We start from the raw sequence: 22,152 nt of genomic DNA on the forward strand, positions 1-22,152 counted from the left end.
GGTAACGGAACTATACAGTGAATCAACGAAATAATTTATTTAAAGGTACTTAAGTCATCATATAATAAGATGTCCATAATTTGATATGTAGAGTATTTAAAAAAGATTTTTATGTATACCAAACGCTTATACCAGTTCTTGTAATACACCTTATATGGTTATAAATAATCTAAATGATCTTTTTTGTGATCTTTACTGAGAAGATAGCAACATCGATGGATTTAACTAAGGTATATACAGCTTATTTTATTTGACTCCTTTATAAGTAAAATTCTTGAAAAAAATTGCAAAAATAGCTTCTGAATTTCTACTGATTGGTATGTGATAAAAAGATAGCGTTTGAGGCTAAGGAAAACATTCCCTTCACTCCAAACGCTATCTCTACTTATTTCTGGCGGAAAAATAGCGTAATGGGTACGCCATTGAAATCAAAGTGTGCTCGAATTTTATTCTCTAAAAACCGCTGATAAGATTCTGCCACATACTGCGGCAGGTTGCAAAAGAAAACAAACGTTGGCGACGGCGTTGGTACCTGCAACATGTACTTGATTTTCACCATTTTGCCCTTCAGCGATGGGGGCGGATATTTTTCGATTTCAGGCTGTAACGCTTCATTCAGTTTTGAGGTAGCAATTTTCTTGCTCTTATTCTCGTATACCTCCGTTGCTTTTTCCATCACCTGGAAAATGCGCTGCTTCTCGTGCACCGATGCGAATATGATAGGTACGTAATCGATGGGCATCATGCGCTCAATCATGGCCTTACGTAGCACATCGGCGGTGCGTTGGTCTTTTTCAACAGCATCCCATTTGTTCACCATAATCACCATACCTTTTTTAAGCTTGGCAGCCTGACCAATAATATTCAGGTCCTGCGCTTCGAGCCCACGGGTAGCGTCGAGCATAATAATACACACGTCCGACTCCTCCATAGCTTTCAGCGAGCGCAGGGTAGAGTAAAACTCGATGTTATCGTCAATGCGGGCTTTGCGCCGTAAGCCTGCCGTATCGGTCAGAATAAAATCTTTGCCGTAAGCCCGGTAGCGCGTATCGATAGCGTCGCGGGTGGTGCCGGCAATATCGGTTACAATGCTGCGCTCCTGCCCGGTCAGCACGTTCAGGAACGACGATTTACCCACGTTCGGACGACCCAGAATGGCAATGCGCGGAATACCCGCATTGGGGTCTTCAATGCCAGGCCCCTGAAAATGCTTCACAACTTCGTCCAGCAGATCGCCCGTACCCGAGCCAGTCATGGATGAAATAGGATAGGGGTCGCCCAGGCCCAATGCATAGAACTCAGACGCACCCTGCGCACGGTCGCCCGATTCGGCTTTGTTTGCCACTACATACACCGGCTTTTCTGTCCGGCGCAGTACATCGGCGAAATCTTCGTCAAGTCCGGTGATGCCTGTTTGTGTATCAACCACAAACAACAGCACTGTCGATTCGTGAATGGCAATCTCGACCTGCTCCCGAATCGACTCTTCAAACACGTCGTCGGAGCCAACGACATAGCCGCCTGTGTCTATGACGGTAAAATAACTGCCGTTCCACTCAGCGGTGCCGTAATGCCGGTCGCGCGTTACGCCCGGCTGATTGTCCATAATAGCCTGCCGCTGTTCGGTCAGGCGGTTAAACAGTGTAGACTTACCCACGTTCGGGCGTCCTACAATAGCAACAATGTTAGCCATGTTAGTTAGTGATGAGTGATGAGCGATAAGTGATGAGTATTTCTGGCGTCAGCCTGCCCGGCCCACTTATCACTCATCGCTTATCGCTCATCACTATTATTCGTCGTATCCGAGCCGCTTGAGCATACGCTCTTTTTGCCGCCAGTCGGGTTCTACTTTAACGAATTGTTCGAGGAATACTTTTTTTCCGAAGAAGCGTTCGAGTTCTTCGCGAGCCATAATGCCCGTTTTTTTAATCATTCTGCCACCTTCGCCCAGCAGAATAGCCCGCTGTGTAGCCCGCTCAACCAGAATCTCAGCCTGAATAACAATGATGTCTTCCTTGTCTTTGAAACTGGTAACAATAACCTCACTACTGTAGGGCACCTCTTTCTTGTAGTTCAGAAAGATTTTCTCGCGGATGATTTCCGATGCAAAGAAACGCTCGGGTTTGTCGGTCAGTTCGTCTTTTGGAAAATAGGGCGGGTGCTGCGGCAGGCGGCCAATAACGCCCTCAAATACGCGCTCGACATTGAAGCCGTTCAGTGCCGAAATCGGGATGATTTCCTGTGCGTTGAAACGCGTCTGCCAGTAAGCCATTTTTTCTTCAACCTGCTCCTGCGTGGCCTGATCGATTTTGTTAATAAGCAGCAGAATCGGCACGTCTGATTTTTGCAACCGTTCGATGACATCGTTTTCATCGTACTGTTCAAAAATATCGGTCACGAACAGCACCACGTCGGCATCTTCGAGCGAACCACGCACGAAGCTCATCATCGACTCGTGTAGCTTATACAGCGGCTTGATGATACCCGGCGTATCGGAATAGACTAATTGGAAATCCTGCCCGTTGTGATTGCCGTTCAGAATGCCCATAATGCGGTGTCGCGTAGTCTGGGCTTTGGAAGTGATGATGCTCAATCGTTCGCCGACGAGCTGATTCATCAGGGTCGATTTGCCGACGTTGGGTTTGCCGACAATGCTGACGAAGCCGGCTTTATGGTCAGCCGGAAAATTTTCTATAGTCTCGGTATTCATACGAGGTGATCCCGCTGGCCTGATTGTCAGCGGCTTTTAAGAGTCAACCGGCCTTTGTTGAAAAACGTTTCGTATGCCAGAAAACTTTTTTTTAACAAAGGTAGTTGTATTTCCAGAAAGTCGTCGTACTTTTGCAGTCCAAACATCGCGGGATGGAGCAGTTGGTAGCTCGTTGGGCTTAAGATTGTCAGAGAATGACAATAACGATTGCAGGGTCAGTTCATGTAGCACACACAGTGTTGCGTGGCGAATCGAAAGGTTCAGGTTCTGCAATTCTTGGGCGGTATCGGTGGAAACGCCGATATGTTTACCTGCCAAATTCGGGGAAGCCGTTCGTGTGGTAATCCCGAGCCAAGCCAAACGGAAACGTTTGGAAGGTGTAGAGACTGAATGGTAGGCACCCTAACGTAGAGTCGAGGGTGAAGAGACAGTCCAGACTACAAATTCTGCCGCAGGCAGGAGCAGCGAAAGTTGTAGTAGTAAGCATAACCCAAAGGTCGCTGGTTCGAGTCCAGCTCCCGCTACTAAGTGAACCCCCGGCTGAATTTCAGCCGGGGGTTTTGTTTTTATTGTTGATTTTGCCCTTTCCGATAGATGGTAATATCTTTATTGGCTGATGCTGCACCGACAGCACACCAACACCATGCTCATCAAGAAAAACCTTTCCGAACGCGACATCTGTACCAAGTTTATTACGCCAGCCATTGAGCAGTCGGGCTGGAAAGACAAATTCCTCGAAGAAGTCTCTTTCACCGATGGACGTATTTATGTACGGGGTAAAATGACCGCTCGGGGCAAAGCTAAACGTGCCGACTACATTCTCTATTACAAGCCTAACATTCCAGTCGCCATTGTTGAAGCCAAAGACAATCGTCACGCCCTCGGCGATGGGATGCAGCAGGCACTCGAATACGCCCGCATTCTCGACATTCCCTGCGTGTTTGCTTCCAATGGCGATGGCTTTCTGTTCCACGACCGCACGGCCACCGACGACTCTATCGAGCAGGAACTCAGCTTAGACGAGTTTCCCTCGCCCGACGAACTCTGGCGACGCTATAAACAATACAAAGGCATCGAAACGTCGGCTGAAGAACTGGTATCATTACAGGATTACTACGTGGATACCGCCGGACGACGCCCCCGCTACTATCAGCAAATTGCCATTAACCGAACGGTCGAAGCCATTGCCAAAGGCCAAAACCGGATGCTGCTGGTGATGGCTACCGGCACGGGCAAAACCTACACCGCTTTCCAGATTATTTACCGGCTCTGGAAAAGCGGTTTCAAAAAACGTATCCTGTTCCTGGCCGACCGAACCGCTCTGATCGACCAGACGCGACGGGGTGATTTTCGGCATTTTCGGGATAAAATGACCGTCATCCGCAAGAAAGTCCTCACGGTCGATGGCAAAGAACAGTTGGTCGCCAGCCGCAAGCGGGGCATCGACGCAACCGACAAAGCCTACGAGATTTTCCTGGGTTTGTATCAGGGCCTGACCAACGCCGAGGGCTTAGACGCGTTTCGGGACTTCTCACCCGATTTTTTCGACCTGATTGTAGTCGATGAGTGCCACCGGGGCAGTGCCGACGACAATTCTGCCTGGCGCGAGATTTTGACGTATTTCCGAACTGCCACGCAGATCGGCCTGACCGCTACGCCCAAAGAAACCGCCGACGTATCGACCAGCGAATACTTTGGTGACCCCATCTACACCTACTCGCTCCGGCAGGGGATCGACGATGGTTTTCTGGCTCCCTACCGCGTCGTGCGTGTGGGGCTGAACGTGGACCTTGAAGGCTGGCGACCCGAACGGGGCAAAAAAGACAAGCGCGGCCTGCCCGTAGAAGACCGCATCTATAATCGGCTCGATTTTGACCGTAACATCGTGGTTGAGGAACGGCGGATGCTGGTGGCGCAGAAGATTACGGAGTTTCTGAAAGGCCATAACCGCTTCATGAAAACCATTGTCTTCTGTGTAGACATTGAACACGCTGAAGGGATGCGCTCAGCCCTGGCTCGTCAAAACGCCGATTTGGTGCGGCAGAACAGCAAGTACGTGATGCGCATCACGGGCGACGAAGAAGAAGGCAAGCGTGAACTCGACAATTTTATCAATCCCGAAGAACGCTATCCAGTCATTGCCTGCACCTCCAAGCTGATGACAACGGGCGTGGATGCGCAAACCTGCCAGTTGATTGTACTGGACACCAACATCCAGTCGATGACCGAGTTTAAGCAGATTATTGGGCGGGGCACCCGCATCAACGAAGAGTTTGGCAAGCTGTACTTCACCATTTTCGACTTCCGAAACGTAACAGACCTGTTTGCCGACCCGGCTTTCGACGGCGACCCCGTGCGGGTGAAGCTCGTTGATGACGACGGAGACGTGGCCAATATTGAGGATGAGGAAGAGGCCGACACGGCCCCGCTCACCGATGCCGACACCGGCGATACGCTAACGCCCGAACCGCCTAAAATCCGCTACCTGATTGACGACGCTGACCCGCTTGCTCAGGAAGACCGCAAGGTGTTTGTGAACGGCATTGATGTAACGGTGTTGAACAGTCGCGAACTGATATTCGATACCGACGGCAAGGCTGTGCTGGTGGGCCTGAAAGACTACACCCGCGACCGCTTCCGGCAGAAATTTCAGAGCATGGACGCGTTTATGACGTACTGGAACGCTACCGACCGTAAACAGGCCATTGTGCAGGAACTAACCGAACAGAATGTGCTGCTCGATTCGTTTATCGAAGCCGTGGACAAAGACGCCGACCTGTTCGACCTGATTTGCCACGTAGCGTTCGATCAGAAACCGCTGACCCGAAAAGAACGGGCCGAACAAGTCAAAAAAAGGGATTATTTTGCCCGCTACGGCCCAGCCGCCCGCGCCGTGCTCGAAGCCCTCTTAGACAAATACGCCGACGAGGGCATTATGCTTATCGAAGACGTAAAGGTGTTGCAGGTGCGGCCCTTCGACCAGTTCGGCTCGCCCGTCGAGATTGTCAACAAAACCTTCGGTGGAAAAATAGCTTACCTGCGGGCCGTGCGGGAGTTGGAGCAGGAGATTTATTCGGCGAGTGCATAATTTTTCGGGCTTATGAACATTGATACTCATTGGATTAATATTTCATGCCCTAAATGTCAATACAGGTTTGACGTTCGGTATGTCAGCATAAAACTTGAAGAGCAAGTATATTGCAATAACTGTAAGGCTACCATTAAGCTGGTAGACCAAACAGCTTCTGCTTATCAAGCTTCGAGAAATATTTCGCAAGCGTTCCAGAAGCTACAGGAGACTTTCAAACATTTCAAATAGATATGTACTACACACACCGTCTCAGGGCGAATTTACAAGAGTGGAGAAACAGACTTTACAAGTCTAACTATGAAAACTTTCCTAACAATTTGAACTTCTTCAGAAGTAAATTAAAAGACATACCAATCCTGAATTCTATTCTACAACAGGCGATTAGTGAGTACCCAGTTGAGGAGTCTGTGCTTGAGATTATAGCTAAGCAAGAGTACAGATATGAAAACGAGCATTTCAGAACGGAAAATCATGCTCAATTGGCGGCCCTACTGTATCAAAGAGTAGAGAAATTTTTTGACCTCGGGTATCATTATAGTAATCTGCTACCGTACGGTAGCAATAGTTATAGCGAAAGAGTAAGTGAGTTCATGGAAACTCATATTGATCCCATTGTTAACTTCTTGCAAGACAGTTTAGAGGAAACGAATTTCACCCTCTATCTTCTTGAAAAGTACAAAGCTCGTACAGAGTGGTTTAAACATCACGACTTGTTAACTGCCTACAATCAAGTGCAAGACAAACAATACGAACAAGTCTTTGATGACGACTTGCGCTTGTTTCTCTTCGATCAAGGTATTGATTATCCGTTCTCTACTCCTAAATCATCGTCTGGCCGAGCAGACATTATAGGCAATCTTGATTCCAACGACCCGCTTGTGTTGGAGGTTAAAGTGTACGATTCCCAAAAAGGATACCGAAAAAACAGAATTATTGACGGTTTCGCTCAAATTGTTAAGTATGCTAATGATTATAATAAAAATGTTGGGTACTTAATTGTGTTCAATATTGACCCTATAGAGATAAGAATAGCTGGAGCGGAGAGCAAGAAAGACAATGCTTTTCCGAACCGGATTTACTTCAATGAGAAGACGTACTTTATCGTATTCGTTAATCTAAATTTTGACCGCTCAGCAAGCAAGTTGGGGCAATTAAAAGTGGAGACGATTAACGAGGGAGAGTTATTCCAAAACTTAGTACAGGAAGATTAATCAATATCTACCAACTATTCTACAGTAACGAACTCATAAATGGCCCACAACTTATCTGGCATTATCAAATCCATTCGCGACACCATGCGCGAAGACAAGGGCGTCAACGGCGATGCCCAACGTATCGAACAACTCGGCTGGATGCTGTTTCTGAAAATCTTTGATGACAAAGACCAGGAAATGGAACTGCTCGACGATGCCTACGTTTCGCCCATTCCAGCCGAATACCAGTGGCGTAACTGGGCTGCCAACGCCGAAGGCATCACGGGCGACGCGCTGCTGGAGTTCATCGACCGGGGGTTGTTTCCGACCCTGCGGCAGCTACCAACCACCAGCGTGGGCGGGGCCGCCAATCCCCGCGCTCTGTTGGTAAGCGAGGTGTTCGAGGGCAACAACAACTACATGAAGTCGGGCACGAACCTGCGCAAGGTGTGCAACAAGCTCAACGAGATTGATTTCAACGTAGCGACCGAGCGGCACTTGTTTGGCGATCTTTACGAAAACATCCTGCGCGAACTGCAATCGGCGGGCGACAGTGGGGAGTTCTATACGCCCCGCGCTGTGACGCAGTTTATGGCCGACATCATTGCTCCCCGGCTGGGCGAGGTGGTCTATGACCCGGCCTGCGGCACCGGGGGCTTTCTGACGGCGGTTATCGAACACCTGAAACCACAGGCCAACACCGTGGCCGACCGCCAACTGATTCAGGCCAACGTGCGCGGCACCGAATACAAGCCGCTGCCCTACGTACTGGCCCTGACCAATTTGATTCTGCACGACGTGGAGGTGCCCAACATCCGCTACGACGACTCGCTGGCCCGCGAATATACGAGCATCCGCGACCGCGACCGGGTCGATGTTATTCTGGCCAATCCGCCCTTTGGCGGCACCGTAGCGAACGGCAACGAGGGCAACTTCCCGGCCAATTTCCGCACCCGCGAAAGTGCCGATCTGTTTCTGGTGCTGATTGTCAACCTGCTCAAACAGGGTGGCCGGGCCGCGCTCGTACTGCCCGACGGATCGCTCACGGGCGAGGGCGTGAAGCAACGCGTCCGCGAAAAACTCCTAACCGACTGCAATCTGCACACCATCGTGCGGTTGCCCCAATCGGTGTTTGCGCCCTATGCGACGGTCAGTACCAACCTGTTGTTTTTCGAGAAAAAGCAGTCGGTTAATCTGCCATCGGGAGCGGGGCCGCTGTTTGAAACGGAACCTAACCATGCCTATGCCACCCGCGAGATTTGGTACTACGAACACCAGCTACCCGAAGGGCAGAAAGCCTACAGCAAAACCAAACCCATCCGGCTCGATGAGTTCGACAAGTTGAAAGCATGGTGGACTAAGCGTGAGGAAAACGAACAGGCATGGCGCGTACCGATAGAGCAGCTTGTAGCCCGTAACTTCGACCTCGACATTAAGAACCCGCATCGCAAAACCGAAGAGACCCCCGCCGAAACCGCCGAACTCATCGCGCTGCTGAGCCAGTCAATGCAACGGAGTTTAAAGCTGTTGGCTGGGTTGAAAGAGGCTGTAGAGGCATAGGTTGGCGGTTTAGCTTTATACAAACGCAATGATTTTTAAAATCAAAGATTTTCTAACCCGTATTCGCGTACCAGTTCAAGTAGAAGATGATGCCTCATACCAACTCGTAACCATCCGAATGCGACACCAGGGCGTTTGCCTGCGGGGGGTGAAAGCAGGTCGTGAAATTGGTACAAAGACAATGTATCGCGTTAAGGCCGGGCAGTTTGTCTTGTCGGGTATTGATGCCCGTAATGGTGCCTTTGGGGTTATTCCTGACGAGTTGGAAGGGGCTGTTGTGACCAACGACTTCTGGTATTTTGACGTTGACGACCGGGTTATTGACAGAGATTATTTTCTGTATCTGACCTCGACACCGTTTTTCGATAACCTTTGCCGATTAGCCAGCGATGGCACCACTAACCGTGTGCGGTTGCAGGCCGACAAGTTTTACAACTACGAGATTACATTGCCGCCCGTTGATGAGCAACGTATTGTGCTGAAAAGACTGGTGGCTTTGAAAAGTAAACTGACTGCCCTTAACGCTGAATTCGACCAACAAGACACCCTGCTTACCAAACTACAGCAAGCCATTTTGCAGGATGCCGTGCGGGGCAAGCTAACCGCTACGTATCGGGAGTCAGTGTACAACGCTACGTCTGTCACGCAGCCTGTCACGGGTTCGAGTCCCGTCCGCACTGCAACTGAGCAGACCGAAACCGGCACTGATCTCCTCGCCCGCATCCGCGCCGAAAAAGCCGAACTGATACATAGCGGTAAACTCCGCAGCCAAAAAACACTCCCCCCCATCACCGACGCCGAAAAACCATTTGAGTTGCCCGAAGGATGGGTGTGGGCGAGGTTGGGGGATTTAGCAGAAATGATGGGTGGGGGAACTCCTTCCAAAAATAACCCTACTTACTGGCAAGGTAATCTCCCTTGGGTCAGCCCTAAAGACATGAAAGTTGATTATCTGTCAGATACAATAGACCACATTTCGGAAGTAGCAATTCAAGAGTCGACAGCCAAAATAATTCCAGCAGAGTCATTGCTTATTGTTGTTCGCGGCATGATTCTACTAAAAAAAATTCCTCTGGCTATCAACGTAGTGCCCGTTACTTTGAATCAGGATATGAAGGCTATAAAACCGTTTAAAAAAGCCGTCTTACCCTATTTATTTATCTGCTTAAAAGGTCTGGAACCCATGTTACTAAGAGAAGTAAATACAGCTACTCATGGAACTGGCAAGATAGATAGTGAAATATTAACTAACCTACATATCCCTCTCCCTCCCCTTGCTGAGCAGCGGGCGATTGTGGCTGCGGTGGAGCGGGCGTTGGGGCAGGTGGCGCAGTTGCGGGCCGAGTTGCAGGCGCAGCGGGCGGGCGCGGGCGAGTTGCTACGTGCCCTGCTGCACCGGGCGTTTGCGGGTGGGGAGGAGGTTGAAACGTAGGTCCGCTTTCTTTACGCATAGAAATCCATACGTAAAGAAAAGGCGATAACTTTACGCACAGAATTCTGTGCGTAAAGCAAACACGTAGTATATGAAGCGAATCGACGTAGGCCAATTTGATGCCGGACACCTCATAAAGCGCATTGATTATAAAAGTTTTGAGCCATCACTCATCAATCACGAATGGGCAATCGGCGACCCGCAGATCAGCAAACTACTCGAAGAAGCCACACTGAACATCGGTAAGCTCGACGCTTTCTCAGTCATCGTACCCGACGTAAGCACGTTCATTCGGATGCACGTTGTTAAAGAAGCCACCACGTCGAGCCGTATTGAAGGCACCCGCACTGAAATAGACGAAGCCCTCACGCCCGAAAAAGACCTTGCCCCGGAAAAGTTAGACGACTGGAACGAAGTGCAGAACTACATTCGGGCGATGGATTACGCCATCGGTCAGTTAGATACGCTGCCACTGAGCAGCCGTCTGTTTCGGCAAACGCACAGCCAACTGCTCAGTGGCGTGCGGGGCCGCGAAAAACAACCCGGCGAGTACCGGCGCAGTCAGAACTGGATTGGCGGGGCCTCCATCCGTGATGCCGTGTTTATACCGCCCCACCACAGCAGCGTCGACGCGCTCATGGGCGATTTGGAGTTTTTTCTGAATAACGACCAAATCAGCGTTCCGAATCTGATTCGGATTGCCATCGCTCATTATCAGTTTGAAACCATTCACCCGTTTCTGGACGGTAACGGGCGGTTGGGGCGGCTCATGATTACGCTCTACTTAGTCAGGAGCGGTATGCTGCACAAACCTACCCTATATCTATCTGATTTTTTTGCGCGGAACAAAACCCTGTATTACGACAATCTGATGGGCGTTCGGACGCACAATCGGCTTGAGCAATGGCTTAAATTTTTTTTGGTAGCCGTAAAAGAAACCGCTGAAAAGGGTATCGATACCTTTCAGCATATTATGGCTTTGCGCGAAGAAATTGAGCATCAGCGCATTTTTGCCTTGGGGAAGCGCATACCCACGGCCCGCCTGTTCATGCACCACCTGTATGCGTATCCGGTGGTTACCGACATTCCTGGTTTAGCCCGGATTCTGAACGTATCGCGCCCTACGGCGGGTACATTAGTCAATGACTTCACCCGGCTGGGCATTCTGCGCGAACGAACGGGCTTTCAGCGCAATCGCCTGTTTGTCTTCGATGAGTATTTGAAACTGTTCTCTTAACCGCGTACTTCACCTATAACGTTGGAGATGAGAAACCAGAAACGCTGAATCATAAGATGGTCTAATTTTTGCTTAACGTATCGTGCAAACACACCACTCCATCGAAGCCATCCACAAAGTATTCGGCACAAACGACCGGCCCGTGCTGGTCAGTTGCAGTGACCTGAACGACTACGTTTGTAAATACCGTTACCCGAGCCGTCTGTTTAACGAGTTACTGGCATGGTGTTTTTTGAAAGAGTGGAATATCCCAGTACCTGAAGCCTGTTTTATTAGTGTCAGGTCTGAGCATATTACGGCTGAAGCGATGCAGGCAGGTGGTCGTTTAGCGTATTTTGAACGGCCTGTTATCGGGTCTCTGTATTATCAGCATGGCCGTGAGATAGACAACTCCCTGACGGCATTGGGCAACAATAGCAACGACTTGCGAAAGATACAAAACCGGGTAGATTTACTAAAAATAGCCCTTTTTGACCTGTGGATGACCAATGAAGATCGCAATGGCAATAATTACAACCTGCTGTTGATACCTATAAAATCTGGCAAATTCTACCTTCATGCTATCGATCATGCATCTTGTTTCAATTCGGGGAACGTTGGTCAGTATTCATTGTCTGGACTGACTGCCGAAGATAGCGTGCTGTCAACAGACATCTGCCGATTACTTTATGCAAATAGTACCGTCAAAAAGCGCGATAGTGAGATTGTGTTAGAGCTTTTCCGACAAAATGTAGCTGCATGTAAGAAACGCTTACCGAAATTTCTGAAATTTGTGCCTCTTTCCTGGGGTATTAACACGACAGAATGTGAGTCCTGGCTTATTGACAACCTTTTCGCTGATGATTGGTTAAAGTCGGTGGAGTCAGACTTCAGGCACTATTTACAAGAGTACGTGTGTTAATATATTAGACCAGTAGAGTTTTTCGTTTCCCAAGTCCAATGAAAACGTTTTACAGCATCGTATATGCCAATATCCGCCCTTCTGTGGACGAGCGGGTCAGTATTGCGTTGCTGTTGCGCGACGAGCAACGTATCATTTTTCACCACGCCCCCGAAAAGCTTGATGCGCTTCGTATGCTCATGCCGTCTGAAGCGTTCAGCCTGCTGCGGGTTTTGGTTAAAAACTTAGACGAGTACATTGCCAATCCAGAGCCGGTAAACGAGCATTTCAATTACAAGGTAGCTATTGAGCCATTTGAACGGCGGTTTTTAGATCGGGGTTACGTTTCGTATCTGGCTACATATAGCAACAACCTGCTCACATTCTCTGAACCTAAGGCTATTGATCTGCCCGTTACCGACGAAGCCTTCACGCAGCTATTTAAAAAGTATATTCACCAGGATTGGGAGACGGCCCGCCGACAGGCAACCCGTAGCCAAAGTATTGAACGGGTTCGGCGGGAGCTATATCCTAAGGTCAAGGGCCGCGTTAACCTTGATTCAACCATTACCAACCAAATTTTGCCTAATCTGGTAACGCCTACTAAAGTCAACATTGCCGGACGTAACGAAGTGAGCATGGTGGCGCAGGTTATCGAGTTCGATAAAAAGCAACCTTACTCGCTTGAAGCGGATGTAAATCGGATGTTGGCTCTGGCAAGGGCTTTTGAAGCTAATGGCGAAACAAATGGGAAATACTTCATTATTGGTAAAGAGCCTGGGTTAGCCTTACCATTTCAGCGTAGCATCTGGCAAAACATTCGTCAGCAGCCAACATTCGAGTTCGTTCCCGACACTGAAACCGCCCGTATAGACGAGTACATTGTGGAACATAACGTACAGCCACTAATCCCTGAATTGGCTGTAGATTCTGAGATTGGATAGTACGTGACTAACCCCCTGTTGCTTCTCTAAAAGCCGGTTGAGAGAATCTCAATAGAATTGGCTACTATGATGGCTTTTGTCCATCCTACTAAAACAGTTTCCAATGTTGCGTACGCTAATGTTCAACCACTTATCTATAAGCGGACATGCCCTGCTACAATGGGCATTTGCGGGCGGGGAGGAGATTGGGGCCATAGAGCCTACAGAAGTCGTGTACCTACATCAGCATGTCGCTTAGCCCAATTAACCTTCCCGTAACATAACCCCTTTTTTGCCAGTTGTAACGGGTACATCCCATGCATTAACAATACGACATGAACTGGCAGTTTTTACGAACGCGAAAAGTTATGTGGTCGGCCTGGCTGTGCTGTGTTTGTGCGTCGGTTATGGCGCAACAGGCATATCAGCCTTACCAGAAACCCACTGAACGTCAGCCGGGTATCTACTTTCCGCAGGCTCCGCTTCCGGGCGAGTGGCGCAAATCGCTGGGGCTGGTGTTTACCTCCACGCCCCCCGAAATAACGGAGGAAATCCGCGTAATTGTGCCAGCTATCGATGTCAACCTACAGAAAAGGTTGTCGAAACAATGGTATTTGTCGGGGCGGATTCAAACGCAGGTTGTGCAGAGTAATCTGGCTCTGGGACCCCGCTACGCTACCCGCCTGACCGATAAACTGTTTGTCGGGCTGGGCATCGATGGTGTCTGCTGGTTTGGGGCACTAACCATCAAAGACGTATTCAATAGTCAGGCGTTGGGGCTGCAAACCATTCCGAACGTATCGTTAGGCTACCGGCCCACACGTGACCTGCAACTGACGTTTCGGACCGAGGGCGTCATGGATTTGTATTACCGGTCGCGGGCGGGGTCGCTCGAAATCGAATACAAACGGCGGCAGCTCAACGGCGTAGCGTTCGTGTTTGCCCTGGAGCAGCCGTTCTACAAACAGCGGCATGTATCGCTGGGCGTTCGGGCCTTGTACTCCAATTTCAACTGGCAGTTCTGGTCGCTCTATGCTACGTTCGAGCGCGATTTCTTTTATCCACAACTTTTCTTCGACTTCATTCTGTGAATAAACTGGCTTATCTGCTCCTCGGCCTGGCCGGGCTGGCTGTCGGGTGTCGTGAAGTCTACGAAGCCCCGATCCCGCACTCATTTGCGGACATTCCGGGCGCGGGTCGGTTTACCACGCCCATTCGTCAGCAAATGGACGGTGTTTATACCGTGTCGGAGGGGGCAGCTACGTTCGGCGAACAGGTAGCCGTGAAATGGACGTTTACGCTGGACGGTTCTGATACAACACATTATCTGTCTATTTTCACTGGCAATCAGGCTGGCTTTTTCAATCTGGAGCGCACGGCCAATGCTGATAGCCTGACCTTGATGGGCTATTGGCGCAAGCTTGTAAATACGGAAACGGGTCTGGTACAACTGGCTCTTCGGCTAAAGCGAAACGGGCGGCTGCAACCCATTACGGGTGTACTTAGCAGCCGCGATACACTCGTGCTGACGGGCCAATACGGCAACCGTGACCGCAGCCCGAATCAGCCGCTCACACTTACGTACCGCCGACCGCTGAATCCGCGCCCGTTCGAGATTCTGGCGCATCGGGCTGGCGGACGCACGTCTGATCTGCTGTCGGTGTCTGAAAACTCGCTGGAAATGATCGAACTGGCGTCACGGTTGGGCGCAACAGGTATCGAGATCGACATTAAGTTCACCAAAGATGGTGTTCCGATTCTTTACCACGACAATAAGCTGAATCTGCGGCTGATTCAGAAAAACGGGCTAACCGGACCCATCGAAGACTATACCTACCAACAGCTAAACACCTTCGTCCGGCTCATCAACGGCGAGAAAATTCCAACCCTGGAAGAAGCTTTAGAAACCGTTATCAGCCATACCAATCTGCGTTTTGTCTGGTTAGATACCAAATTTTCGGGACCAATGGACAAGATTCAGGCCATTCAGCAGCGGTTCAGGCAACGCGCCATTCTGGCCCGGCGCAATCTGCAAATCGTCATTGGTTTACCAACGCAGCAAGCTGTAGATGCCTACCGGGCTTTAAACGACCGCGCCAATACGCCCGCCCTGTCTGAGTTAGATACGGCCATAACGCGCAACATCGGAGCCAGGATATGGGCACCTCGCTGGACCCTCGGTCCGCAACTTGAGCAGGTCAAGGCCATGCAGGCTGAAGGCCGGACTGTATTTGTCTGGACGCTCGATGAGCCGAAATTCATCGAACAATTCATTCGTGAAAGCCGGTTCGATGGTATTCTGTCAAATTATTCGCCTTTAGTCGCCTATTACCATTATGTGGAGCCATAAGTTGTCTCTGTCCATATTGTTGCTTGCTGCCCAGGTTGCCACTGCACAGATAGCGGCAGACACCACCGCACCCAGGCGCGGCCCGTACAATTTAGTTGTTATAGTGGGTGGAGGTTTGTCGTACTATAGTCGGCTAATTGGCATACCGCCCGGTGTTCAGAACGTAGCGATCAACCGGATTACCGCTCCTGCCACGGTTCGGCTGATGTGGTATCCCGACCACCGGCTGCGGATTGGTTTAGAGAGCGGGCGCGTACCGCTGTACAGTTATCAGGTTACGGCATCGGGTGAGCGGGCGCGGGTAGGCGTATCGGCAATTCCAATTCTGCTGTTATTTTCGATGCCGCTGGCGTGGCTGAGCGAAGTCTCGCCCGATGGCAAAGAACGAAGCCTGGCCCAGAGATTGTCGGTCACGGCGGGGCCGGGGGCATACATCGTGCGTTCGGATCTGTCGTATCTGGGCGAGGTCAATACCAGTAAGGTTAGCATAGGCTGGATGCTGGCGGGTGCTTATTCCCAGCCCATTAGTCAGCGCGTGCGGCTGGCGGCTGAAGTAAAATGGTACAACATAACCGCCCCCAGCGACGCCGTTTTATCGATACAGGCGTTGTTGGTGTGGCGGGCATTTTCGTGGTAAAAAATGACCGAACTACTTTTCCTGAGCGATACGCAGGCTCCGATGTTTGTGGAGCGGTTAGTTTTGCGAACGCATCAGAACACGCGGGCTACGCAGGTGATATTTTCGGAGATTATTCGCCGGAAACCACCGGTGCTATACTGGCTTGGCGATATTGTGTCGCTGGGGTTTCGGAACAACAAGTGGCGAATCATCGATGAGTTTCTGGCACAATGCACGGCGGTCGGTACGGCGGTATACGCCATCATGGGCAACCACGACGTAATGGGTCGCCCGCGCAAAGGTGCCCGCAATTTTCAGCAACGTTTCCCCGACCACAGCCCAACCGGCTACCTGCAACGCACCGACAACACCGCCGTAGTGATGCTCAACTCCAACTTCTCGACACTGTCGGTCAGTAATCTGGTCAAGCAGCAAACGTGGTATGAACAAACGCTGCGCGACCTCGATGCCGACCCAAATGTGGCGGTGGTGGTTGTAACCTGCCATCACGCGCCATATTCCAACAGTAAATTAGTGGGGTCGAGCAAGTTAGTGCAGCAGCGGTTTGTGCCGCCCTACATACGTTCGCAGAAAGCCCGGTTGTTTATTACGGGGCATTCACACGCCTTTGAACGATATGAGTTCGACGGAAAAACGTTTTTAGTGATTGGTGGAGGGGGTGGATTGCGGCAACCGCTCAACACCTCGCCCAGCCGCCTGCCCGATCTGGCCGGAAACTACAAGCCACTTTTTCACTACCTCGTTGTTCGGCACAACGGCAACGGGCTGGCTATCACGTCTTACTGCCTGCGGAGTGATTTTTCGAGCTTCGAGGTAGGATACGAGTTTGTTGTGTGACAGCTAACGTCTGAACCCAGGTCAATCAGCATTTGAACATGCGATTGTAACGCGGCTCCGAACGACGGCTTTTGATTGTACCTGATGCCGTGTTCGATAGCTGTTTGCCGCACAATTGTTGAAAGAGCCGGATAATGGCGGTGCGAAATTGTTGGAAACAGATGGTGTTCAATCTGATAGTCAAGTCCGCCAATATACCACGACAGCAGGCGCGGGCATCGAAAATTGGCCGTGGTCTGCACCTGATGAATCGCCCATGCGTTGAGTATACTACCCGATTCGTTAGGTAGGGGTTGGTTGGCTCCTTCAACGATATGCGCCAGTTGAAACACCAAACTCAAAATCAGCCCGGCCACGAAATGCAGCACAAAAAAGCCAATAAGCCATTGCCCAAAAGTAAGGTCGGTGGTTAGCAGTGGTATTCCAGCGATAAACAGCCCGTAAGCCAATTTGCTGATTAGCAGAACGCCCATGTCGTGTCTGGAGAACGGCGTAACGGTTCGGTTGCCACTGGCATGTTGGCGATTGTAGCTCAGTGCCAGCCGAAAATCTTTGGCTAAGAAGGAGAACGTCATCAACCCATACAGGCCAAAGGCGTAAATAAATTGAAAACGGTGATAGGGTTTACGCACCTCGCTGGGGCAGAGCCGCAGCCAGGGTTTACCGGTAATGTCTTCGTCGACGTTGTGAATATTGGTGTAGGTGTGGTGCAGGGTGTTATGCTGGGTTTTCCAGTTCTTTACATTACCACCAATCAGAAACAGGCTTGCTCCGAACAGGTTGTTAACCCAGTTTTTGCTTGAAAAAGAGCCGTGGTTAGCGTCGTGCATAACAGCCATACCCACCCCCGCTTTGCCAATCCCCATTAACACAACTAAAGCCAACATGGCTGGAAGCGAAAACTGATTGCTGATAATCAGACCATACGGAACCAGCAGTAAGGCCATCATAAATAGCCCTTTCACTACCATGCCCCCGGCACCCTGCTTCGAGTGGGCTGTTTCAACAAAATAAGCTTCGATACGTTCGCGGAGAATCGGAAAGAACGTAGACTTATCTTTATTGAGAAACTTAACGGTTGTTGTTCGCACAGAGCAGCCAGTTTTTTTTCGGATACAAATCGAAAGATAACTCTATTCTTCCGAATGGCGGCACCCGGCACATGAATCTTAACGAAAAGAAAACCTATCCGCTATTAGTTTGTATAATCTCCCACGCTCGACGCGACCAATCACAACCGTAACCCTACCGACAGGTAGCCCGTGCGGCCATCGGCGGGCAGAATGCCCGGACCGGGGTAGCCTCCTGCCCGGCGCGTGAAATAACGGGCATCGGTCAGGTTGTTTACGCCCGCCCGGAACGTGTACCGCTTCTTTAAGTCGAACGACGCCGACAAATCCACGACCTGATAAGCCGGAATCACGCCCGTTTGTGCATTGGCTGAGGGTGTTATGGTGTTGTTGGCGTCGCTATAAGCCATGCCTACGCGGTTGAGCAGGGCCGTTACGGTCAGGGTTTTGTAGGTGTAGTTAGCCCCAAAACGACTGATAAGCTCTGGTGCGTTCTCAACCCGACGGTCGCCCAAGCTGATTTCTGTTACCTGTCCGTTGGCTACCGTACTTGTGCGTAGTGAGCGATACCGGGCATCGGTGTATCCTACCGACGCGAACAAACTCAGGTAGCCTACCTTCGAGCGGCCTGCAAATGCTACCACCGGGTCAAATTCAACGTATGCTTCAACGCCCTGACTCACACTTCGGCCCACATTCGTGCGGAGTTGATAAGGCCGGTTAGCCGCGTTCAACAGTGTCAATGTGCCGATGCGGTCGTTGTAGTTCAGATGAAAATAACCAATGTCGAAGTTAAGGTATTTGCCTACGGCTCCGCGCAGGCCCGCGTCGAGCGTATAGCCACGGGCATCGCGCAGGTTAGGATCGACCACAAAGTCGGTAACGGCGGCTGGTGTCAGGTCTGAAAACAGCACGGGCCGGTATGCCTGCGATGCGTTGCCGTAGAGCGTGATGCCTTCAGCCAGTTTGTACTCAGTACCAATGCCCGCCAGCACAAACCGACGACTGCTTTGCTGCGAAACAAGGTTTTCGGTGCCGTTGGCGTTGAGGCTAAACCGGCCATTGATATCGTTGGTAAGCGATTCAACGCGCAGACCGGGCGTGACGGTCCAGCGATTCGTGATGCGAAACAGATTCTCGGCAAAAAACGCGACATTCGTGACCGATAGGCTCAAGTCGCGTGGGAAACGGTCAGTTTGCAGATTCAGGTTAAAGTCACGGCCCGTATCGCCCCGGCCCTGCTGTTGCCGTTGCGTATGTCCATCGAAGTATTTTACACCTGTCGAGAGGTTGTGTTTCCGACCGAAGAGCGTGTATCCTGTCACAAGCCGGAGTTCGCTGCCCCAATTGCGGTACAAGTCCCGATCAATCTGGCGATTAGCAAACTGACCGGCGGCATTGGGTATGTCGGGCGTGGTGATGGCCGACGTAAAGCCGATGCTATTGCGGTCAGCAATCAGACCGTGTACGTTGGCGGTCAGGCGGGTTTGGTCGCTGATGGCGTATTCGGCGGTCAGTACCGGCACTGTCCAGGGGGTGCTAAACCAGTTACGGGCGCGGCTGCTTTGCCGGGCGTCCTGCGCAAACTGCGCGTCGGTTAGGCCACCGGGTTGTTGACTTTCATTGTACATGCGCGTCAGTTCGGCAGTCAGGCGCAGGCGGTTCGTTACGGCATATGACAGCGACGCATAACCGTTGAAGATACCGTAGCCACTGTTTTCACGCCAGCCGTCGGCCCGGCGATAATGGGCATAGGCGTTGTATTGCAGCCGCCCCACAGTGCCGCTGATGCGGTTGTACGTGGAAAACAGGCCGTAGCTGCCCACTGTCTGTTGCGTTTCGAGGCTAAATGGCTTATTCTGCGCGGCTGGTTTTAGCACGTAATTGAGTAATCCACCAAACTGCGGTCCGTATTGCAGCGATGCGCCCCCGCGAACGAGTTCGATGCGGTCAACGGCTTCCATCGGCGGATTGTAGTAAGCTTCAGGATACCCAAAAGGGTCGGAACTAATGTCAACGCCGTTCTGCCGGACATTGAATTCCCACGACCGATTCGGACTCAACCCGCGCACCGAAACGCCTACCTGCACACCTGAGCCATCGTTTTCCCAGACCATCACACCCGGTGTTTTGCTAAAAATTTGCCGGGTATTATTGGTAACGAGGTTGGCGTCGAGTGCGCTCAGATTAATGACTTCTGTCTTTTTTCCGGCAAAGATAGCCGTTGGCGTTACACTGGGCAGGGTTTCACGTTCGCGTAGCCCTTTGGCGGCAATAATCTTAATTTCAGTCAGTTGCGCTACACTCTCGTTAATAACCACATCGAGTGCCGTGGTTTCGCGCCGACGAATGGTCAGTGTTTGCTCGTGTGGCAAAACACCCACCCCCGAAACAATAACGGTGTAGTTGCCTTCGGGCAGGTCCTGAAACCGAAACTGCCCCGCCTGATTGGTGGTTAGTCCCCGCACCGTGCCTTTAAGCCGAACGGTCAGCCCTTCGGCGGGCATACCGCTGCGGTCACGCACTACGCCGGTGAGCGTTCCGGCGGGCAGGCCAATACCCGGCTTCGGATTATCGTCGACTGGTGTGGCAATTGATGAAGTGTAAAACGTGACTACTAAAGCGAGTGAACAAATGGTAAGGCGCATTATCTTGTTTAGACTGATTCAAAACAATGCAAAAGTAATAGGCATTGGATTGATAGCAATACTTTGTTTAGAATTAATCAAAATAATTTAATGGCCTTTGAACAGGTATATGAACTCATTGGATAGCCAATCTAAACGTCAGAGACACTCCTTGTAAAGATTTATAATTACGGACACATTCGCTTAACAGATCCTTATACTCGATTCAGCACGATACTAACTTGCCGCCAAATGCACTAATTATGACGATAAATAACCACATCAACCACATCGCTATCATTGGAGCGGGACCGGCGGGGCTTTCGATGGCGCGGGTCCTGAAAAAGATGGGGACCCCTTTCACCATCTACGAAAAACACCACAATACGGGCGGAATCTGGGACATGAACAACGAAGGCTCGCCTATGTACGAAGCCGCCCATTTTATCTCGTCAAAAACGCTTTCAGGGTTTCCTGATTTCCCGATGCCCGCGCACTACCCCGACTATCCGACCAGAGTCCAGATTCTGGCGTACATCCGGGCCTTCGCACAACATTATGACCTGGAGCGGCATATCAAATTCAATACAAAAGTAACGCAGATAGAAAAGACGGAGCAAGGCTGGGAGGTTCAAACAGAGTACGGAGGCCGACAAATACATAAAGCGGCAATTTGTGCCAATGGCCCACTTTGGCAAGCGAATATCCCCGCCTATCAGGGGCATTTTTCAGGAACGATTCGGCATGCTTCTACTTTTAAAAAATCTACCGAACTGCTCGACAAACGCGTTTTGGTAGTGGGCGGAGGCAACTCGGGGATAGATATTGCCTGCGAGACTGCCTCGTATGCAAACGAAGCTTACCTGAGTCTCAGGCGTGGGTATTATTTCATTCCGAAGCACATATTTGGCGTACCTGCCGACGTGTTTGCCCACGGTGGCCCCAAGTTGCCCACCAAACTGAATCAGTGGATTCTAAAAAAGATGCTGCGCGTTGCCGTTGGCGACCAAACTAAATTTGGCCTCCCCAAGCCCGATCACGAATTGCTGGAGTCGCACCCAATTATGAATTCGCAAATCCTGCACCACACCTCACACGGTAATCTAAGCGTCAAACCAGATATCAACTACTTCAACGGTAATCAGGTGCATTTCAACGATGGTAGCGTGATAGAAGTAGACGAAGTAATTTTCGCTACGGGGTATGATTACGCGATTCCATACGCCAAAAAACACTTCGACTGGAAAGACAATCGCCCAAAATTATACATGAATCTCTTCAGTCCGAAGCACGACAATTTGTTTGCCATCGGGTTTATGGAGACCAACTCGGCGGCTTATGAGATGTTTACGGAGATGGCAAAACTAATTGGGGATTTTCTGAATGCCGACCCGGAAACTGCGCGAAAGTTCAGGCAAAAGGCAGAAACCGAAGTACTCGATCTTTCGGGTGGTTTAAAGTTCGTGGCCTCTGCGCGGCACACGGGCTACGTAGATAGCGATACGTACAGGGCGTTCCTAAAAAAACTACAAAAGCAAATGGGCTGGAAGCCTTATAAAAAAGGCGATTACCTCACGCCATAACTGAAGACCATTCGCAGCG

Annotated in this window: 16 protein-coding genes; 12 read left to right on the plus strand and 4 right to left on the minus strand. The window is 50.6% G+C overall.

Annotation, left to right across the window (positions count from 1 at the left end; all coding sequences use genetic code 11):
* Positions 1-385 precede the first annotated feature (385 nt).
* On the minus strand, positions 386-1,693 hold the full coding sequence (gene der, locus AWR27_RS21185) for a ribosome biogenesis GTPase Der (RefSeq protein WP_077133029.1): 1,308 nt from the start codon (positions 1,691-1,693) through the stop codon (positions 386-388).
* 96 nt (positions 1,694-1,789) lie between these two features.
* On the minus strand, positions 1,790-2,710 hold the full coding sequence (gene era, locus AWR27_RS21190; protein WP_077133030.1) for a GTPase Era: 921 nt from the start codon (positions 2,708-2,710) through the stop codon (positions 1,790-1,792).
* A gap of 643 nt (positions 2,711-3,353) precedes the next feature.
* On the opposite strand from era, the gene hsdR reads away from it, so the two are divergent.
* The 11 genes from hsdR to AWR27_RS21250 all read left to right on the plus strand — a co-directional run bounded on the left by hsdR (position 3,354) and on the right by AWR27_RS21250 (position 16,853).
* Positions 3,354-5,798 carry an EcoAI/FtnUII family type I restriction enzme subunit R gene (hsdR, locus tag AWR27_RS21195; RefSeq protein ID WP_077134128.1) on the plus strand — a complete coding sequence of 815 codons (2,445 nt, stop codon included), beginning with the start codon at positions 3,354-3,356 and terminating at the stop codon, positions 5,796-5,798.
* Between the two features lie 320 nt (positions 5,799-6,118).
* Entirely contained in the window at positions 6,119-7,012 is an 894-nt protein-coding gene (locus AWR27_RS21205; RefSeq protein WP_232325892.1) for a hypothetical protein, read from the plus strand.
* Positions 7,013-7,051: 39 nt separating this feature from the next.
* On the plus strand, positions 7,052-8,554 hold the full coding sequence (locus AWR27_RS21210) for a class I SAM-dependent DNA methyltransferase (protein ID WP_077133033.1): 1,503 nt from the start codon (positions 7,052-7,054) through the stop codon (positions 8,552-8,554).
* Positions 8,555-8,582: 28 nt separating this feature from the next.
* A complete protein-coding gene (locus AWR27_RS21215; protein WP_077133034.1) occupies positions 8,583-9,986 on the plus strand; it encodes a restriction endonuclease subunit S in 1,404 nt (467 codons plus the stop codon).
* A gap of 91 nt (positions 9,987-10,077) precedes the next feature.
* The gene (locus AWR27_RS21220) at positions 10,078-11,223 is read left to right on the plus strand and encodes a Fic family protein (protein WP_077133035.1); all 1,146 of its coding nucleotides are present in this window, start codon (positions 10,078-10,080) and stop codon (positions 11,221-11,223) included.
* 82 nt (positions 11,224-11,305) lie between these two features.
* Positions 11,306-12,124, plus strand: a complete 819-nt coding sequence (locus AWR27_RS21225) for a HipA family kinase (RefSeq protein ID WP_157579282.1) — start codon at positions 11,306-11,308, stop codon at positions 12,122-12,124.
* 38 nt (positions 12,125-12,162) lie between these two features.
* The gene (locus AWR27_RS21230) at positions 12,163-13,047 is read left to right on the plus strand and encodes a hypothetical protein (RefSeq protein WP_077133036.1); all 885 of its coding nucleotides are present in this window, start codon (positions 12,163-12,165) and stop codon (positions 13,045-13,047) included.
* Positions 13,048-13,361: 314 nt separating this feature from the next.
* A complete protein-coding gene (locus AWR27_RS21235; RefSeq protein WP_232325893.1) occupies positions 13,362-14,117 on the plus strand; it encodes a hypothetical protein in 756 nt (251 codons plus the stop codon).
* The gene (locus AWR27_RS21240; RefSeq protein WP_077133037.1) at positions 14,114-15,376 is read left to right on the plus strand and encodes a glycerophosphodiester phosphodiesterase; all 1,263 of its coding nucleotides are present in this window, start codon (positions 14,114-14,116) and stop codon (positions 15,374-15,376) included. Before AWR27_RS21235 ends, AWR27_RS21240 begins: the two co-directional genes overlap by 4 nt.
* Positions 15,377-15,392: 16 nt before the next feature.
* Entirely contained in the window at positions 15,393-16,013 is a 621-nt protein-coding gene (locus tag AWR27_RS21245; RefSeq protein ID WP_232325894.1) for a hypothetical protein, read from the plus strand.
* A gap of 3 nt (positions 16,014-16,016) precedes the next feature.
* Positions 16,017-16,853, plus strand: coding sequence for a metallophosphoesterase family protein (locus AWR27_RS21250; RefSeq protein WP_077133039.1), 837 nt, complete (start codon positions 16,017-16,019; stop codon positions 16,851-16,853).
* Here the strand turns inward: AWR27_RS21250 and AWR27_RS21255 are convergent.
* Both AWR27_RS21255 and AWR27_RS21260 read right to left on the minus strand, forming a co-directional pair.
* Positions 16,796-17,944, minus strand: coding sequence for a fatty acid desaturase family protein (locus AWR27_RS21255; RefSeq protein ID WP_077133040.1), 1,149 nt, complete (start codon positions 17,942-17,944; stop codon positions 16,796-16,798). The genes AWR27_RS21250 and AWR27_RS21255 overlap by 58 nt on opposite strands.
* A gap of 140 nt (positions 17,945-18,084) precedes the next feature.
* Complete coding sequence (locus tag AWR27_RS21260; RefSeq protein WP_077133041.1) at positions 18,085-20,571, minus strand: TonB-dependent receptor; 2,487 nt, start codon at positions 20,569-20,571, stop codon at positions 18,085-18,087.
* A gap of 242 nt (positions 20,572-20,813) precedes the next feature.
* On the opposite strand from AWR27_RS21260, the gene AWR27_RS21265 reads away from it, so the two are divergent.
* Positions 20,814-22,133, plus strand: a complete 1,320-nt coding sequence (locus tag AWR27_RS21265; protein ID WP_077133042.1) for a flavin-containing monooxygenase — start codon at positions 20,814-20,816, stop codon at positions 22,131-22,133.
* Positions 22,134-22,152: the final 19 nt, after the last annotated feature.

Source organism: Spirosoma montaniterrae (assembly GCF_001988955.1).
Lineage (GTDB): Bacteria > Bacteroidota > Bacteroidia > Cytophagales > Spirosomataceae > Spirosoma > Spirosoma montaniterrae.

What these genes read in the sequence shown, in the direction of transcription:
- der (WP_077133029.1), bottom strand. Translation starts at nt 1,693, where the DNA reads ATGGCTAACATTGTTGCTATTGTAGGACGCCCGAACGTGGGTAAGTCT.
- era (WP_077133030.1), bottom strand. Translation starts at nt 2,710, where the DNA reads ATGAATACCGAGACTATAGAAAATTTTCCGGCTGACCATAAAGCCGGC.
- hsdR (WP_077134128.1), top strand. Translation starts at nt 3,354, where the DNA reads ATGCTCATCAAGAAAAACCTTTCCGAACGCGACATCTGTACCAAGTTT.
- AWR27_RS21210 (WP_077133033.1), top strand. Translation starts at nt 7,052, where the DNA reads ATGGCCCACAACTTATCTGGCATTATCAAATCCATTCGCGACACCATG.
- AWR27_RS21215 (WP_077133034.1), top strand. Translation starts at nt 8,583, where the DNA reads ATGATTTTTAAAATCAAAGATTTTCTAACCCGTATTCGCGTACCAGTT.
- AWR27_RS21220 (WP_077133035.1), top strand. Translation starts at nt 10,078, where the DNA reads ATGAAGCGAATCGACGTAGGCCAATTTGATGCCGGACACCTCATAAAG.
- AWR27_RS21230 (WP_077133036.1), top strand. Translation starts at nt 12,163, where the DNA reads ATGAAAACGTTTTACAGCATCGTATATGCCAATATCCGCCCTTCTGTG.
- AWR27_RS21235 (WP_232325893.1), top strand. Translation starts at nt 13,362, where the DNA reads ATGAACTGGCAGTTTTTACGAACGCGAAAAGTTATGTGGTCGGCCTGG.
- AWR27_RS21250 (WP_077133039.1), top strand. Translation starts at nt 16,017, where the DNA reads ATGACCGAACTACTTTTCCTGAGCGATACGCAGGCTCCGATGTTTGTG.
- AWR27_RS21260 (WP_077133041.1), bottom strand. Translation starts at nt 20,571, where the DNA reads ATGCGCCTTACCATTTGTTCACTCGCTTTAGTAGTCACGTTTTACACT.
- AWR27_RS21265 (WP_077133042.1), top strand. Translation starts at nt 20,814, where the DNA reads ATGACGATAAATAACCACATCAACCACATCGCTATCATTGGAGCGGGA.